Source organism: Stenotrophomonas maltophilia group sp. SKK55 (assembly GCF_057179845.1).
This window is the reverse complement of sequence record NZ_JBXUHP010000059.1, coordinates 299,873-314,864: the sequence shown is the minus strand read 5'-3', so window position 1 is coordinate 314,864 and position 14,992 is coordinate 299,873. Positions and strand designations below refer to the sequence as shown.

General features: G+C 66.9%; 15 protein-coding genes. 10 read left to right on the top strand and 5 right to left on the bottom strand.

Features of this window, described 5'->3' with window-relative positions; genetic code table 11:
- The first annotated feature begins 237 nt into the window (after positions 1 to 237).
- Entirely contained in the window at positions 238 to 1,626 is a 1,389-nt protein-coding gene (locus AC2A1N_RS19495) for a phosphatase PAP2 family protein (protein ID WP_242890897.1), read from the top strand.
- Positions 1,627 to 1,705: 79 nt separating this feature from the next.
- Here the strand turns inward: AC2A1N_RS19495 and AC2A1N_RS19490 are convergent, their stop codons facing one another.
- Positions 1,706 to 2,062, bottom strand: a complete 357-nt coding sequence (locus AC2A1N_RS19490) for a hypothetical protein (RefSeq protein WP_061480316.1) — start codon at positions 2,060 to 2,062, stop codon at positions 1,706 to 1,708.
- 462 nt (positions 2,063 to 2,524) lie between these two features.
- Positions 2,525 to 3,190: a TraX family protein gene (locus AC2A1N_RS19485; RefSeq protein ID WP_242890882.1), complete on the bottom strand. Its 666-nt coding sequence runs from the start codon at positions 3,188 to 3,190 to the stop codon at positions 2,525 to 2,527.
- A 114-nt stretch (positions 3,191 to 3,304) separates the two neighbouring features.
- Between AC2A1N_RS19485 and pip the strand changes: the two genes are divergently transcribed.
- From pip to AC2A1N_RS19445, 8 genes are all read left to right on the top strand, one after another.
- Positions 3,305 to 4,252 carry a prolyl aminopeptidase gene (gene pip, locus AC2A1N_RS19480; protein WP_242890874.1) on the top strand — a complete coding sequence of 316 codons (948 nt, stop codon included), beginning with the start codon at positions 3,305 to 3,307 and terminating at the stop codon, positions 4,250 to 4,252.
- Positions 4,253 to 4,572: 320 nt separating this feature from the next.
- Entirely contained in the window at positions 4,573 to 4,872 is a 300-nt protein-coding gene (locus tag AC2A1N_RS19475; protein WP_061480319.1) for an EF-hand domain-containing protein, read from the top strand.
- Positions 4,873 to 5,165: 293 nt separating this feature from the next.
- Positions 5,166 to 5,465 carry a hypothetical protein gene (locus AC2A1N_RS19470; protein ID WP_005416698.1) on the top strand — a complete coding sequence of 100 codons (300 nt, stop codon included), beginning with the start codon at positions 5,166 to 5,168 and terminating at the stop codon, positions 5,463 to 5,465.
- Between the two features lie 63 nt (positions 5,466 to 5,528).
- Entirely contained in the window at positions 5,529 to 8,288 is a 2,760-nt protein-coding gene (gene mgtA / locus AC2A1N_RS19465) for a magnesium-translocating P-type ATPase (RefSeq protein ID WP_242890872.1), read from the top strand.
- Between the two features lie 30 nt (positions 8,289 to 8,318).
- Positions 8,319 to 9,056 (top strand): MgtC/SapB family protein, encoded by a 738-nt coding sequence (locus AC2A1N_RS19460; RefSeq protein ID WP_061480322.1) that lies wholly within the window; start codon positions 8,319 to 8,321, stop codon positions 9,054 to 9,056.
- Between the two features lie 162 nt (positions 9,057 to 9,218).
- Positions 9,219 to 10,274, top strand: coding sequence for a sensor histidine kinase (locus AC2A1N_RS19455; RefSeq protein WP_134967826.1), 1,056 nt, complete (start codon positions 9,219 to 9,221; stop codon positions 10,272 to 10,274).
- Positions 10,267 to 10,908: a response regulator transcription factor gene (locus AC2A1N_RS19450; RefSeq protein WP_061480324.1), complete on the top strand. Its 642-nt coding sequence runs from the start codon at positions 10,267 to 10,269 to the stop codon at positions 10,906 to 10,908. The genes AC2A1N_RS19455 and AC2A1N_RS19450 overlap by 8 nt, the downstream gene beginning before the upstream one ends.
- Complete coding sequence (locus AC2A1N_RS19445; protein ID WP_061480325.1) at positions 10,905 to 11,456, top strand: DUF1697 domain-containing protein; 552 nt, start codon at positions 10,905 to 10,907, stop codon at positions 11,454 to 11,456. Before AC2A1N_RS19450 ends, AC2A1N_RS19445 begins: the two co-directional genes overlap by 4 nt.
- 69 nt (positions 11,457 to 11,525) lie before the next feature.
- Here AC2A1N_RS19445 and AC2A1N_RS19440 read toward each other — a convergent pair whose 3' ends face one another.
- On the bottom strand, positions 11,526 to 12,698 hold the full coding sequence (locus AC2A1N_RS19440) for a low temperature requirement protein A (RefSeq protein WP_484373199.1): 1,173 nt from the start codon (positions 12,696 to 12,698) through the stop codon (positions 11,526 to 11,528).
- A gap of 9 nt (positions 12,699 to 12,707) precedes the next feature.
- On the bottom strand, positions 12,708 to 12,974 hold the full coding sequence (locus AC2A1N_RS19435; RefSeq protein ID WP_154350913.1) for a hypothetical protein: 267 nt from the start codon (positions 12,972 to 12,974) through the stop codon (positions 12,708 to 12,710).
- Positions 12,975 to 13,180: 206 nt separating this feature from the next.
- Between AC2A1N_RS19435 and blaL1 the strand changes: the two genes are divergently transcribed.
- Positions 13,181 to 14,053, top strand: a complete 873-nt coding sequence (blaL1, locus tag AC2A1N_RS19430) for a L1 family subclass B3 metallo-beta-lactamase (RefSeq protein WP_242890852.1) — start codon at positions 13,181 to 13,183, stop codon at positions 14,051 to 14,053.
- Positions 14,054 to 14,169: 116 nt separating this feature from the next.
- On the opposite strand, the gene AC2A1N_RS19425 is transcribed toward blaL1, so the two are convergent.
- Positions 14,170 to 14,709, bottom strand: coding sequence for a DUF411 domain-containing protein (locus AC2A1N_RS19425; protein WP_484373196.1), 540 nt, complete (start codon positions 14,707 to 14,709; stop codon positions 14,170 to 14,172).
- Between the last annotated feature and the right edge of the window lie 283 nt (positions 14,710 to 14,992).

Here is a 14,992-nt window from a genome sequence, read left to right as displayed (position 1 = left end):
TCTTTTCTCGCAGTACGCCCGCACAACGCGGTTGCTGTAGCGCTGAGCCATGCAAGGCTCCGTCTGGTCCGGTGAGCCGAGCGCGGGCACGGCTCGACGGATCGTCAGGCAATTCGCGAACGCCATCCACGCATGGCGTGGACCTACAAAAGTGCACTATCGGATTCGTACGAATCCGATAGTGCCCTTCCCGGCCGTACTCCACCATCGGCGTGACCCTCCCCACGCGGTGGTGCCATGCGCCTTCCAGCCTTTCCCTCGTTCACCACGTCGTTGCGACATGTGCTGCTCGCAACACTCCTGCTCGTACCCCCGCTGGCAACCGCCGCCTCGGTCTGCGTCATGCGCTCGGGTGAGCGCCTGCTGCTGGTGCAGGATGTCACCTCGCGCTGGCAGCTGCCTGGCGGAACGGCAGAACACGGTGAATTGCCGCAACAGACCGCCGCCCGCGAAGCGCTGGAAGAAGCTGGGTTTGCCGTCGCCACCACCGACCTGCTGGACGACAGGGCGGGTGTGTATGTGTTCGCCTGCCGTGCCCTCGAACCCGTCCAGGTGCACGGCAATGCGGTGAATGTGCTGGATGCGCCGCACCTCGGGCGGGAGATCATCCAGGCGCGCTGGGTCAGCCGTGACGAAGCCCGCCAGCTGCGCACGCGCTTCCCGCAGCAGCTGGAGCACGCGTATCAGCGCCTGCACGCAGTAGCCGAGAGTGAAGTACGCCCCGTCGCGCGCTTCGGGGCCGCCTCGGCCTTCCGCCAAGCGGAGCTGGATCGCGTGCACCGCACCCAGCAGTGGCCGGTGCGCGGGCTGGCGATGATCGGCAACGTCCTGGGCGAATTCTGGTTCTATCTGCTGGCGATGCCCGTGTTGTGGGTTGCGTTCGGCGCGCAGGCATCCCGCCTGATGCTGATGGCGTTGATGGTGGTCACGCTGGCCGTGCAGAGCATCAAGGTCTTCGCACCGGTGCCACGCCCCTTCAGCTTCGACGCCACGCTCAGCCTGGCCGGTGCCGCCGGCCCTTCCCTGCCCAGCGGGCACACCACCAGCGCCACCTGCTTCTTCGTGCTGGTCGCGCTGTGGTTGTTGGCACGCCAACACATCACCGGAAGGTTCAAACGCTCGGCAGTGCTGGGTATCGCGCTGCTGGCCGGGGTGATCGCCGGAATGGCCCGGGTCTGGCTGGGGGTTCACTATTGGAGCGATGTTGCTGCAGGGTTGCTGTTGGGTAGTGCGATCGCGGCTGGAATCCATGCGCTGGGGACATCGCTGGCACGCCACGAACACCCGGCGGTGCGCGAGCGGATCTGCTGGGCTGCCATTGCCTGCGTCAGCCTGGCCGTGGGTGTGGCCTGGCAGGCCATGCCGCTGCTATTGCCGTTCTGCGTAGCAGCCGCCTGCGCGGTGCTGCCGCGTGCAACCCGGGAGCGAGCGTCGATGCGCTCGGCAGCATGGCTGCTGGCCGGCCTGCTGGTGCTGGGTGGCGTGTGCCTGCCGATGGCACAGCGCGCCGAACCGTTCGTGCTTGCGGCCGGCCTGCAGGCACTGGTCTACGCGGGGCTGGGCGCGTGGGTGGCGTGGGGTGCCAGTGCGGCTGCCGCGTGGTGGCCGATGAGGCACCCGCGGTAGCGGCCGCGCATGGCGCCCAGCCATGCTCGGCTGCGTCTTGTCCGGCTCTACATGAACGGCATCCACGCATGGCGTGGATCTACTCGGGATGCAGGCGGTAGATGGCGTGGCTGGTCAACGCCAGCGCGGCCAGCTTCAGACCTTCCATCACGCGATCGCCCACGTACTGTTCCGGGCCGCCATTCTGGCGGGCGCGTTCGGCCGCCAGCAGGATCTCCTGCACGATACGCAGCCCGGCCAGTGCACCGTCGGCGTCGGCCAACGCCAGGCACCGGCCCGGCAGCTGATGGCGCTCGGGCCAGGGCTGGCCGTCGGCAGCCGCGCCCAACCCGATGCGATGCAGCAGGGCCGTCAGGTTGTTGGGCTCGGGCGGGATGTCGTGGCCTTCATCGGCATTGGCCGGGGCGTGCTGATGGGGGAACTCCGATGCGTTCATGGCAGGTCTCCGTGCAAGGCATGCGGGACCACCGCCCTTAACAGTCAAGGCGGCGGACGGTACGTGGCTGGAATCCGGTGGTTGCGTGAAGACAGTCCGGTAGGCACGCTTGCGCGCACCTCCACGCACCGCCCGCCATAAGGCGCGGACGGGTTGTCAGCCGGCGCCGCACAAGGCGACGCCGGCTGACAAGCGCGAACAACACAACCAGCGGGGATTCCAGCCCCCGGCCATCCTTTTTCGATGGCACCCCATCATGTGCACAACGGGGTGGCAGGCGCCAACAACCCACGTGCAAAGACAGCAACGTTCACGCAGTGGCAGCATTGTCGCATATCGACAATCGAGCCGAAGATTCAACAACTTGCACCATGCCGATGGCGGCATGCTTCACCCGCATCGGCACCGCGCATTCCTTGACCGCATCCGGCATTCAAGACAGGCGACGCGCCAGTTGCGACATTACGCAAGCAGATAGGCAATCAACGCCAGCACCGCCAGATGTCCCACGTAGTACCCGTAGAACACCCACCGCCAGCGCGGCAGTGGCCAATTCACCCGCGCGGCCAGCAGCACCACCGGTATCGCCAGCAGCGCCCAGCCGTTGTGGTTCGCCCAGCACACCGCTGCGAGCCCGGCCAGCAGCAGCCACCGCGCGCGATGCCGGAACGCGATCCAACCCCCCAGCACGCAGCCGACACCCGCCCACTGGTAATCCACGAACATCGGCAGCACGCCGGCAGCCAGCAACAGCAGAACGGGCCGATGGTTCGCCAGCGCATGAACGGCCACGGCCGCCAGCGTGAAGGTAAGCAGGATGTTGAGCGGCAGCCAGGAACCAAACGCGAATGCGTGCACTGGCTGGGCGATCAGCCCCCAAAGCACGAGCCGGCGTATCGATTTGCGCAGGTCGGCCCCGGGCTGGGCCAGGTTGCAGGCCATCACCAGCGCGAACAGCGGGAAGGCAATACGCCCCAGTTCGCTGACCACCGGCACGTAGCCGCCGAAGGCCACCTTGGCCACGTGATCACCCGTCATGGCCAGCAGTGCGACCCACTTCAGCAGCTCGCGCGCGCCGCTGCCAAGGGTGAAGTTGAAGGTTGACGTCCCTGTCGTGGTCGCTTGCATCGCGGAAGCTTATGCGCATCGGCCAGCCCATTTCCAGCGCCGCGCAGGAGCCCGTCGCTGCAGCCCGCAGGTGGCGGCGCTATGCTGGCCGCCCCTGCTTGTGAGACACCTGCCATGCGCACCCTGTACCCCGCCATCGAACCCTACCGCGAGTTCACCCTGAAGGTGAGCGATCTGCACACGCTGCATGTCGAAGAGTGCGGCACACCGGGCGGCATTCCGGTGGTGTACCTGCACGGCGGCCCAGGCGCGGGCATTTCACCCACCCATCGCCGCTTCTTCGATCCGGCACGCTACCGCATCGTGTTGATCGACCAGCGCGGCAGTGGCCGTTCCACGCCGTTCGGCGAGCTGCGCCACAACACCACGCAGGACCTGGTGGCCGACATCGAGAAAGTGCGTGAGCACCTGGGCATCGAGCGTTGGCTGGTCTATGGCGGCTCCTGGGGGTCGACGCTGTCACTGGCCTACGCACAAGCGCATCCCGAGCGCGCCACCGGCCTGATCGTGCGCGGCGTATTCCTCGGACGCGAAATGGAGAATCGCTGGTTCGCCGAGGCCGATGGCGGTGCGCGCTGGATCTTTCCGGAGCGCTGGGACCGCTACGAGGCCTACATCCCGGAAGCCGAGCGCGGCGACATGATTGCGGCCTACTGGAGCCGCATGGACGGCCCGGATGAGGCGACCCGCATCGAGGCCGCGCAGGCCTGGCTGGGCTGGGAAGACAACGCGGCAACCCTGCAGCACGACGTCGACGCCCAATCCACTGATGATCCGCTGGATACCTTGGCCAAGGCCCGCATCGAGGCGCACTACTTCCGCAACGGCATCTTCCTGGCACCCGACCAGCTGCTGCGCGATATCGATCGCATCCGTCACCTGCCGGGCGTGATCGTGCAGGGGCGCTACGACATCATCTGCCCACCGCGCAGTGCGTGGGACCTGGCCCAGGCCTGGCCGGAAGCGCGGCTGGAGATGGTGACCTCCGGCCACAGTGCCAACGAGCCGGCCACGGTGGATGCGCTGGTGCGAGCCACGGACGCCTTTGCAGACCGCTTCTGAAGCAGACGGGAGTGCCTGCCGCTGGCCGGCTTCCTGCCGTTCGAGGGTAGAGTGGACTGTTAGTCGACTGCTCTTGGCAGGAAGCTGAAGGCCCCGCGCTGCGCGCGATAGTCGACCAGCACACGACGCTACCGAGCCATCTCCGTCGAGCCACCTCCCCCAAGGCGTCCGCGCACAGTCGCTGCTGCGCGGCCCGGTGAATGGCGGCCCACCGGCAATGGTCGACGGACCCCATTCTTCGCAGCCCACTTACAGGCCCGCGCACAAGATCCTGCCGTGACCACCGCACCGGTCGTCCGCCTTTTCTTCAGGAGCACGCCATGATCGCTTGTCGCTACCTTCCCATTGCACTCTCGCTTTGTGCGGCCCTGCTGCTGGGCGCCTGTTCCAGAACCCAGGAGGCGAGCAGGGCCACCGCCGCCGGAGACGTCACCGAAGTGAAGCTGATACCGCCCTATGACTCGCTTGACAAGGACAAGGACGGCATCGTCACCCTGGCGGAAGTCGATGCGGTGGCGCCGGACTGGGCCGAACGCCTGCATGCCTGCGATACCGACCGTGACAAGACGCTGAGCCATGGCGAGTACGACGTGTGCAAGCAGACCAGCGCTCCGCATTGATCCATCACTGAACCCTCGATTGGCGCTGTGCATGCCCGGCTATACCAAGGTATAGCCGGGCTAACCCACCGGCCTCTAGGCCTGCCCCGTTCAGGGGCGGACAATAGCGCCACTGGCCAGGGCAACCCTGGCCGGCCCCCTCCCCTCATGGAGACGCAGATGGACCCCGACCCTTCCGGGCGCACCGCGACCCGTATGCCTGATTGCTGCCTGTTCCTGGCGCCTGCCCGCCGGTCCCTGCCTGCCTGAGTGACGGGGGACCGCCAGGCGCCGCCTGCCTGGAGATCGCCCCCATGTCCTACAAGATCCTTTACATCACGCTGCGCCGCTTGATCGGCGAGCGCGATGTCGCCGCCCTGCGCAGCCAGCTGCTGCAGTACGGCCCGGTCATGTTTGCCCGTTCGCTGTCGCTCGGTTCGCCACGCGTGGTGGCCGATGCGCTGTCGCTGCTGCCGATCAGCGAGCGCATCACCGTGCTGCGTCATCTGCCCTATCCCCTGCGCGATGCGATGAAGCCGCTATGCATCGGCGGCAGCCAGCGCCTGCACATGCAGCCGTGGTCGCCGGCGGTGCTGGCCATGCGCCACGCCTGATCTGTCTCACCCATTCCGTTCGTGTTCCGGCTGCGGCCGGCTCTGACATTCGAGGAGCGTCCCATGAGCCTGCTCAACGCCTGGTTCAACGCCTTCCTGCGCAGCCGCCGCGCAGGCAACCTGTTCCGCCGCCGTGCGATGCCCGAAGCCGGCTTCGGCCCTGGCAGCGCCGAGGCCGCGCCGTTCGCGCTCACCACCGGCCTGGTCACCCTCGCCCAGCAGGACGAAGCCGAGCTGCTGACCACGCTGGAATCACATGCCGATGGCCTCAGCCCGCATGAGGCCGAGGAGCGACTGGCCACGCTCGGCCCCAACGAGGTGGATCACGAGAAGCCGCTGCCGTGGTGGCGCCACCTGTGGCAGTGCTACCGCAATCCGTTCAACCTGCTGCTGACCGTGCTGGCGGCGGTGTCCTGGCTGACCGAGGACATCAAGGCGACGATCGTCATCGGTGCGATGGTGCTGCTGTCCACGCTGATCCGCTTCGTGCAGGAGGGTCGCTCGAACCGTGCTGCCGAGCGGCTGAAGGCACTGGTCGGCAACACTGCGCGCGTGCTGCGCCGCAATCCCGGCACCGAGGCTGCGGATGTGGCCGATCAGTACTTCGGCGCGCACCTGCACAGCCGTCGCCCGGCACGCCTGCTGGACCTGCCTATCCGCGAACTGGTACCCGGCGACCACATTGTGCTGTCGGCAGGCGACATGATTCCGGCCGATTGCCGCGTGCTGACCGCCAAGGACCTGTTCGTGGCGCAGGCAGCGATGACCGGCGAATCGCTGCCGGTGGAGAAGTTCGCGCACCCGGGCGATGGCCTGGCCGGCCTGCTGGAACAGCACAACCTGCTGTTCATGGGTACCAACGTGGTGTCCGGTACGGCCACCGCCATCGTGCTGGCCACGGGCAACCGCACCTACTTCGGCACGCTGGCCCAGCGCAGCACCGCCACCGACCGTGCGCCCACCGCGTTCCAGGCCGGCGTCAACAGTGTCAGCTGGCTGCTGATCCGCTTCGCGCTGGTGATGGTGCCATTCGTGCTGCTGATCAACGGCTGGACCAAGGGCGACTGGACCGAGGCGTTCCTGTTCGCGCTGTCGGTGGCGGTGGGCCTGACGCCGGAAATGCTGCCGATGATCGTCACTTCCACCCTGGCCAAGGGCGCGGTGCTGCTGTCGCGGCGCAAGGTGATCGTCAAGCGCCTGGATGCCATCCAGAACTTCGGCGCGATGGAAGTGCTGTGCACCGACAAGACCGGCACGCTCACCCAGGACAGGATCGCGCTGGAGCGCCACACCGATGTGTTCGGCCACGATTCGGAAGACGTACTGAAGTTCGCTTACCTCAACAGTCACTTCCAGACCGGCCTGATCAACCTGCTCGACCGTGCGGTACTGGAACACGTGGAGCTGCAGAGTTCGCTGCGGCTGTCGCAGGACTACCACAAGGTGGATGAGATCCCGTTCGACTTCGAGCGCCGCCGCATGTCGGTGGTGGTCTCCGAGCGCGAGGACCACCATGAGCTGATCTGCAAGGGAGCCGTGGAAGAGATGCTGGCGGTGTGCAGCACCGTGCGCGAGAACGGCCAGGACATGCCACTGGACGAGCGCCGCCTGGCGCGGGTGCGGCAGACCACCGAGGAACTGAACGAACAGGGCCTGCGCGTGGTGGCGGTGGCGATGAAGGAGACCGCAGCCAGCCAGACCACCTACTCGCAGGCGGACGAGTGCGGGTTGACCCTGGTCGGCTACGTGGCCTTCCTGGACCCGCCGAAGGAATCGGCCGCGCAGGCGCTGCAGGCGCTGGCCGCACACGGCGTCGAGGTCAAGGTCTTCACTGGCGACAACGAACTGGTGACCGCCCGTGTGTGCGCACAGGTGGGACTGGATGCCGACACCATCCTGACCGGGCCGCAGATCGAGCGCATGGACGACGGCGCGCTGTCGCGGGCGCTGCACCACCATCGCGTGTTCGCCCGGCTGACGCCGCTGCACAAGGAGCGCCTGGTGCGCGAACTGCGCGCACAGGGCAAGGTGGTCGGCTTCCTCGGCGACGGCATCAACGATGCACCGGCGCTGCGCGCAGCCGATATCGGCATCAGCGTGGACAGTGCGGTGGACATCGCCAAGGAGGCCGCCGACATCATCCTGCTGGAAAAGAACCTGATGGTGCTGGAGGAAGGCGTCATCCAGGGCCGGCGCACGTTCAACAACATGCTGAAGTACATCCGCATGACCGCCAGCTCCAACTTCGGCAATGTGTTCTCGGTGCTGGTGGCCTCGGCCTTCCTGCCGTTCCTGCCGATGCTGCCGCTGCAGCTGCTGGTGCAGAACCTGCTGTACGACATCTCGCAGATCGCCATCCCGTTCGACAATGTGGACGAGGAGCTGGTGCGCAGGCCGCTGAAGTGGAACCCGGCGGACATCGGCCGCTTCATGGTGTTCTTCGGGCCGATCAGCTCGATCTTCGACCTGACCTGCTTCGCGCTGATGTGGTACGTGTTCGATGCACGCACGCCGGCCGACCAGGGTCTGTTCCAGTCCGGTTGGTTCGTGGTCGGCCTGCTGACCCAGACCCTGATCGTGCACATGATCCGCACGCCGAAGGTGCCGTTCCTGCAGAGCATCGCCGCGCCGCCACTGCTGCTGATGACCGGCCTGATCATGGCGATTGGCGTGGCCCTGCCGATGAGCCCGCTGGCCGGCTACTTCAAGCTGCAGGCGCTGCCGGCCGGCTACTGGCCTTTCCTGGTGGCCATCCTGTTCGGCTACGCGGTGCTGACCACTGCGCTGAAGCGGTTCTACATCCGTCGTTACGGCTGGCAGTAAGCGCCCGCCGCTTGTCCAGGGAGAAACACAATGGACATCAATCCGAACCTGCCGGCGTTCAACGCCGGCGCCACGCTCAGCTCGCTGATCAGCCTGTCGGTGGCGTTCGTGCTGGGCACGATCATCGGCCTGGAACGGCAGCTGCGGCAACGCACCGCCGGCCTGCGTACCAACACGCTGGTGGCGGTGGGTGCGGCGGTGTTCGTCGATCTGGCGGTGCGCTTCCATGACCTGTACGGCGGCCCACCGTCACCGCTGCATGTGGTGGCCTATGTGATCTCCGGCGTCGGCTTCCTTGGTGCCGGCGCGATCATGAAGGACGGCGCGCAGGTGTCCGGCCTGAACACCGCCGCCACCCTGTGGGGATCGGCGGCGGTGGGAGCATGTGCCGGTATCAAGCTGCTGCCCGAAGCAGTGCTCGCCGCGGTGTTCGTGCTGGCCGCCAACACCCTGCTGCGGCCGGTGGTGAACCGCATCCATCGGCAGCCGCTGCCGGAAGCGTTCAGCGAGGCAACCTATGCGATCAACGTGGTCTGCCAGCGCGAGCAGCAGGCCGAGGTACTGGACCAGCTGTTGCTGCTGCTTGAACAGGCGCAGTACCCGGTGCGCGCGGTCGACCAGCGCCCGTTTGGCGAGCGCGACGTGGAGATCGAAGCGGTGCTGTATGCCACCACCGTCGATGCCGGCGAACTGGATGCGGTATTGGCCACGCTGGCGACCACGCCCGGCGTCCTGCAGGGGTTCTGGAACGCCAGCCTGGAGGAGTAGTGGCGGCCGCTGGCCGGCAACCTCATGATCTCCGGAAGCACCCTGCAGATGCCGGCCAGCGGCCGGCACTACCAGGCATCGCTTTGACCGGTGCCGAACAGGGTCGGTATCCACCGATGGTGGCTTTGCTATCCTTTCCGCCCACGCCAGGGAGCTTCCCCGATGCCATCGCTGTCGCCCCGCCGCCCACTGGTGCTGCTGGTCCTGATCGTCGTGATGGCGGCGATCTTCCTGATCGACACCGTCACCGATTACGCGGTTGCCGCTGCCTGCTTCTACGCGGCGGTCATCCTGGCCGCATCGCGCGTGCTGGGCGCACGCGGGTTGATCACGCTTGCCCTGGCCTGCATCGCGCTGACCGGGGTGAGCTTCTTCCTGACCCGCTTCGGCACCTACCGCATCGGCCTGGTCAATTCGGTCATCGGCATGCTGGTGATCGGCATCACAACCTACCTTGCCCTGAACATGGAAGCGGCCAAGGCCGCCGTGCAGGAAGCACAGGGCCGCCTGCTGCGGGTAGCGCGCGCCTCCACCGTGGGCGAGCTCACCACCTCCATCGCGCATGAAGTGAACCAGCCGCTGGCGGCCATCGCCAGCAGCGCCGAAGCCTGCCAGCGTTGGCTCGCGCAGGACCCACCGAACGTGGACAAGGCCCGCCAGACCGTGGCCCGCATCCTCGCCGATGCACACCGCGCAGGCGACGTGATCGCCCGCATCCGTGGCCTGACCCAGGGCGCGGCACCGCAGCGACGCGCCTTCGATCTGAACCAGGCGGTGGAGGAAATGCTGGCGCTGTCGCGCAGCGAGCTGGACCGGCATGGCGTGGCCGTGGCGCTGCTGCTGGACGCCGAGCTGCCACCGGTGCAGGCCGACCGCGTGCAGGTACAGCAGGTGATCGGCAACCTGATCCTCAATGCGGTGGACGCGATGGAGACCGTGCCCACCGCCGACCGCCGCTTGTCCCTGCTGACCCGGCGCGACGGCCAGCGGGTCAGCCTCAGTGTGCGTGACCGCGGCGTCGGCCTGCCCGCCGACCATCCCGAACGCGTCTTCGATGCCTTCTGGACCACCAAGTCGCACGGTCTGGGGCTGGGTCTCAGCCTGAGCCGCTCGATGATCGAAGCCAACGACGGCCAGATCCGTGCCGAACGACCGGCAGGCGGCGGTGCCTGCTTTGTGTTCGACCTGCCCATTGCCACGGACGCCCACCATGCGTAAGCCGACTGCCGCCAACCCCGATCCGGCACCCATCGTCTATGTGGTCGACGACGATCCGTCGGTGCGCGCGGCACTGGAAGACCTGCTGGCCTCGATGGGCCTGCAGGTGCGGGCCTTCGCCTCCACCCAGGCCTTCCTCGAACACGCGCTGGAAGACGCACCGGCATGTCTCGTGCTGGACGTGCGCATGCCCGGCCAGAGCGGTCTTGAATTCCATCGCACGATGGGCAACCACGGCCTGCAGCTTCCGGTGGTGTTCATCACCGGCCACGGCGACATCGCGATGGGCGTCAACGCGATCAAAGACGGCGCCATCGAATTCCTCACCAAGCCCTTCCGTGACCAGGAACTGCTTGATGCCATCCACAAGGGCATCGAGATCGACCGCCAGCGCCGCCGCGAGGACGAGGCGCTCGGCGCGCTACAGCTGCGTTGGCACACCCTCAATGCCGGCGAGCGCGAGGTGGTCGATGGCGTGGTGCGCGGCCGCCTCAACAAGCAGATTGCCGGCGATCTGGGCGTCAGCGAGATCACGGTGAAGGTGCGCCGTGCGCAGGTGATGCGCAAGATGGGCGCACGCACCCTGGTTGACCTGGTGCGCATGTACGACCGCCTGCAGGCGGGTACGCCATGAACGTCCACGTCGCGCTGCTGCGCGCGGTCAACGTCGGCGGCACCGGCAAGCTGCCGATGCGCGAACTGGTGGCAATGTGCGAGGACGCAGGCTTCGCCGATGTCGGCACGTACATCGCCAGCGGCAACGTGGTGTTGCGCAGCTCGCTCGACGAAACAGGCGTGCGCCAGGCCCTCGGCCAGCGGCTCCAGGCCTATGCCGGCAAGCCGGTGGGCGTGCTGGTGCGCTCGGCCAACGAGATTGCCGGTGTGGTGGCACGCAACCCGTTTGCGCAGGCGGCCGGCAACCGTGTGGTCGCCCTGTTCCTCGACGGCAGCCTGCCTGCCGATCCGCTGGACGGCGTGACCGGCCGGCGCGACGAACAGCTTGCACTCGGCACGCGCGAGATCTTCATCCACTACGGTGCCGGCATGGCCGACTCGCGCTTGCGGGTGCCCTATGCCCAGCACGGCACCGCCCGCAATATGAACACAATCGGCAAGCTTGCAGTGATGGCCGCAGCGCTTACCTGGCCTGCCAGCAATCCGCGTGCTGCCCGGAGGCGGTAGCGTCGACCCTCAGGCACTGCGCCGCGCTCGCGCTCCGTGAAGGCTGAAGCAGTGGGCGGACCCAACGGATCACGCCCGCAGCAAGCGGCGCTTCAATCGCGTATCCAGCAGCCCCACGCCCAGCAGCACCAGGCTGGTCAGCCATCCGGCGGCCAGCAGGTGCACGTGCGGTAGCATCAGCCCCAGCACCAGCAGCGCCACCGCGCCCAGCAGATGCGAGCGCGGCGCGTGCCCATAGACCACGCGTTTGTACAGGGCACTGCCCAGCAGATAGATCAGCGGGCCTGCCACCATCACGCTGGCGTAAACCGTGGTGGCGGCCACCCCCGGATGGTCCATGACCAGATCATTGCCCACCGCCGTGGCGATGATGCCGGCGATCAGCAATGCATGCACGTAGTGGAAGTTGGCGCCCATCCTTCCGGGGTCTTCGGCGTGGGTGATGGCCTCAGTGGCATCGTGGCTGGAGATGCCGAAGTACAGCCACCACATGGCAATCGTGCCGGCGAAGGTGGCCAGCACCGCTGAAACCACTTCCAGGCTCCAATGCTCGACGTTGCTGAGCACGCCACCGGTGGCCAGCATCGTCTCACCCAGCGCGACGATGACGAACAGCTGGCAGCGTTCGGCCAGGTGCCCCCCTTCGATGGTCCAGTCGCGGGTGTGCGAACGACCCATGCCCGGGAAGGCGAAGCCGAACATCGGCGAGGTGTATTCGCAGGCAACTGCCACCGCCCACAGTGCCAGCCGCAGATTGCCCTCGGCCACTGCGCCGGCCAGCCAGAAGCAGGCCGAGACGCTGACCCAGGCCAGCATGCGACGGAAGTTAGGCGCCAACGGATGGTTGCGGCCGACCTCGAACAGCACGAACGCGGTGCGTCCGACCTGCATCGTGACGTACGCTCCGGCGAAGATCCACGCACGCTCGGCAAACGCCTCGGGGATGGACGAGGACATCAACAACGCCAACAGCATTGTGGTGAACAGCAAGCCGCGGATGCGCGGCGCCTGCGGGTCGAACCAGTTGCTGACCCAGCACGCGTACTGCCAGCCGAGCCAGACTGCGAACCACAGCACCAGGGTCTGCAGCACGCCAGCCAGGTCCAGGTGGTGCAACAGGTGATGACTGAGCTGGGTGACCGCAAATACGTAGACCAGATCGAAGAACAGTTCTTCGTAGGTCACGCGGGCATGGTGACCATCTCGGTGGCGCAGCGCGGGCAGGCGCGGTCGGGTACGCATGCAACGCCTTCAGCGCGCCAGGCGCCAGTACAGCAACCCGGCCAGCAGCGCCGGCACGGCGAACACCAGCAGCAGGATCGGCAGCTCCTCGCGTACTGCGTAACCGGCCTTGCTGACCCCCACCCACATGTTGGCGACGGCCACCAGCAGCCAGGTGGCGATGAAGGCGATCAGCGCCGTGCGCAGCTGCGAGGTGCCCACGCTCCAGAGTTGGCCAAACAGCAGGAACACCCCCAGCAGGAGCACGCCACCGAGCATCACCATGAGCACATGCATGGTCCACCTCCTTGAGCCTGAGAACAGGCTAGCCCCGGCCGATTCTTCGCTCCAGCCCGTGTACATGGATTCACAGTCCAGATCGGCCGAACAATCCGCTGCCGATACCGAGGTCGCCCTTATCGGAGTCATGAGTTATTCGCGAAACTGCGCGCCGCCAGGTGCGTGTTAACTTCATCCTCCTCCCTTTCGACCTTCTTTCCATCATGCGCCTTCGCCTCTCGTCGCTCGCCCTGGCCGCCACGCTCATCACCTTCGACGGCGCCGCCGCCGACGCATCGCTGCCACAGCTGCAGGCCTACACGGTGGACCCTTCCTGGCTGCAACCGATGGCGCCGTTGCAGATTGCCGATCACACCTGGCAGATCGGCACGCATGACCTGACGGCGCTGCTGGTCCAGACGGCTGATGGCCTCGTCCTGATCGATGGTGGCATGCCGCAAATGGCCTCTTACCTGCTGACCAACATGAAGGCCAGCGGAACCAATACCGGTCCCCTGCGCATGGTCCTGCTCAGCCACGCGCACACCGATCACGCCGGCCCTGTGGCCGAGATCAAGCGCCGCACGGGGGCGCAGGTGGTCGTGAACGCCGAAACCGCAGTGCTGCTGGCCCGAGGCGGCAGCGACGACCTTCATTTCGGCGACGAAATCACGTTTCCACCGGTCAATGCAGACCGCATCGTCATGGATCGGGAGGTCGTCAAGCTGGGCGGCATCGCGTTCACCGCCCACTTCATGCCCGGGCACACGCCGGGCAGCACCGCCTGGACCTGGACCGATACGCGCGATGGCAAGCCGGTGCGCATCGCCTATGCCGACAGCCTGAGCGCGCCGGGCTACCAGCTGCAGGGCAATGCCCGCTATCCCCGCCTGGTCGAGGACTACCGACGCAGCTTCGCTACGGTGCGCGGCCTGCCCTGCGACCTGTTGCTGACCCCGCATCCGGGCGCCAGCAACTGGAACTATGCTGCCGGCAGCAAGGCCAGCGAGAAGGTACTGAGCTGCAAAGCCTACGCGGATGCGGCCGAGAAGAAGTTCGACGCGCAGCTGGCCAAGGAAACGGCCACGGCACGCTGATCCTGTAGAGCCGAGCCCATGCTCGTCTTGCCGGCCGACAACAGCCGAGCGTGGGCTCGGCTCTACACAGGACGCGTCGAAGTGTGCCGGTCAGGACGACCGGCACCCGCCGTCCATCAGCCACCCTGTCCGTGCTGGGCGAACGGCTCGGTGCTGCCGTCGGTGCGCACCAGCTCGACGGTATACGGCTGCACGTAGCCATCCGGCATTTCCATGCCCGGCGAACCGGCCGGCATGCCGGGCAGCACAAGCCCGCGCGCGACCGGGCGTTCGGCCAGCAGGCGCTTGAGGTCCTCGGCCGGGATGTGGCCCTCGACCACATACCCGCCGATCTCGGCGGTATGGCAGGAGGCCTTGCCGACCGGCACGCCCAGGCGAACCTTGATCGGATTCATGTCATCGGTGTCGCGCACATTGACCTGGAAGCCCGCGGCCTTCAGGTGGTCGACCCAGATGCCGCAGCAACCACAGCTGGCGGTCTTGTGCACGATGGCCACCGGCAAGGCCGGATCGACCTTGGCCGGGCTGGCCTGGATGAGTGCCACCGATGCTGCGCTGGCGATCGGTGCGGCGGCGGATTCTTCGGCGACACGTGCACAGGCGGTCGTGGCAAACACGGTGCCGAGCAGCAGGCCGAGGGAGAGAGTACGGTGCATAGGGAGTGATTCCTTTGCAGAGTCGGGCAACGCAGCCCGCCGCCCGCGCATCGAAGTCGCAGGCAGAGTCGAGAAAAAGTCGAACAGTCATGGCAGGCGCTTGAGCGCCTGCAGGAAATCACGCAATGGGGGGACGCAACGGGTCAGGCATCGGCGGCGATGCCCGTTGCGGGGAACTGGCGGCTGCCGGCGCCTCGCGCCACGGCGAGGCTGGCGTTCCATTCAACGTGGCCAGCATGCCAAGGCAGGTCGGCGGGAGGAACGCTGCAACGAACGGCACGAC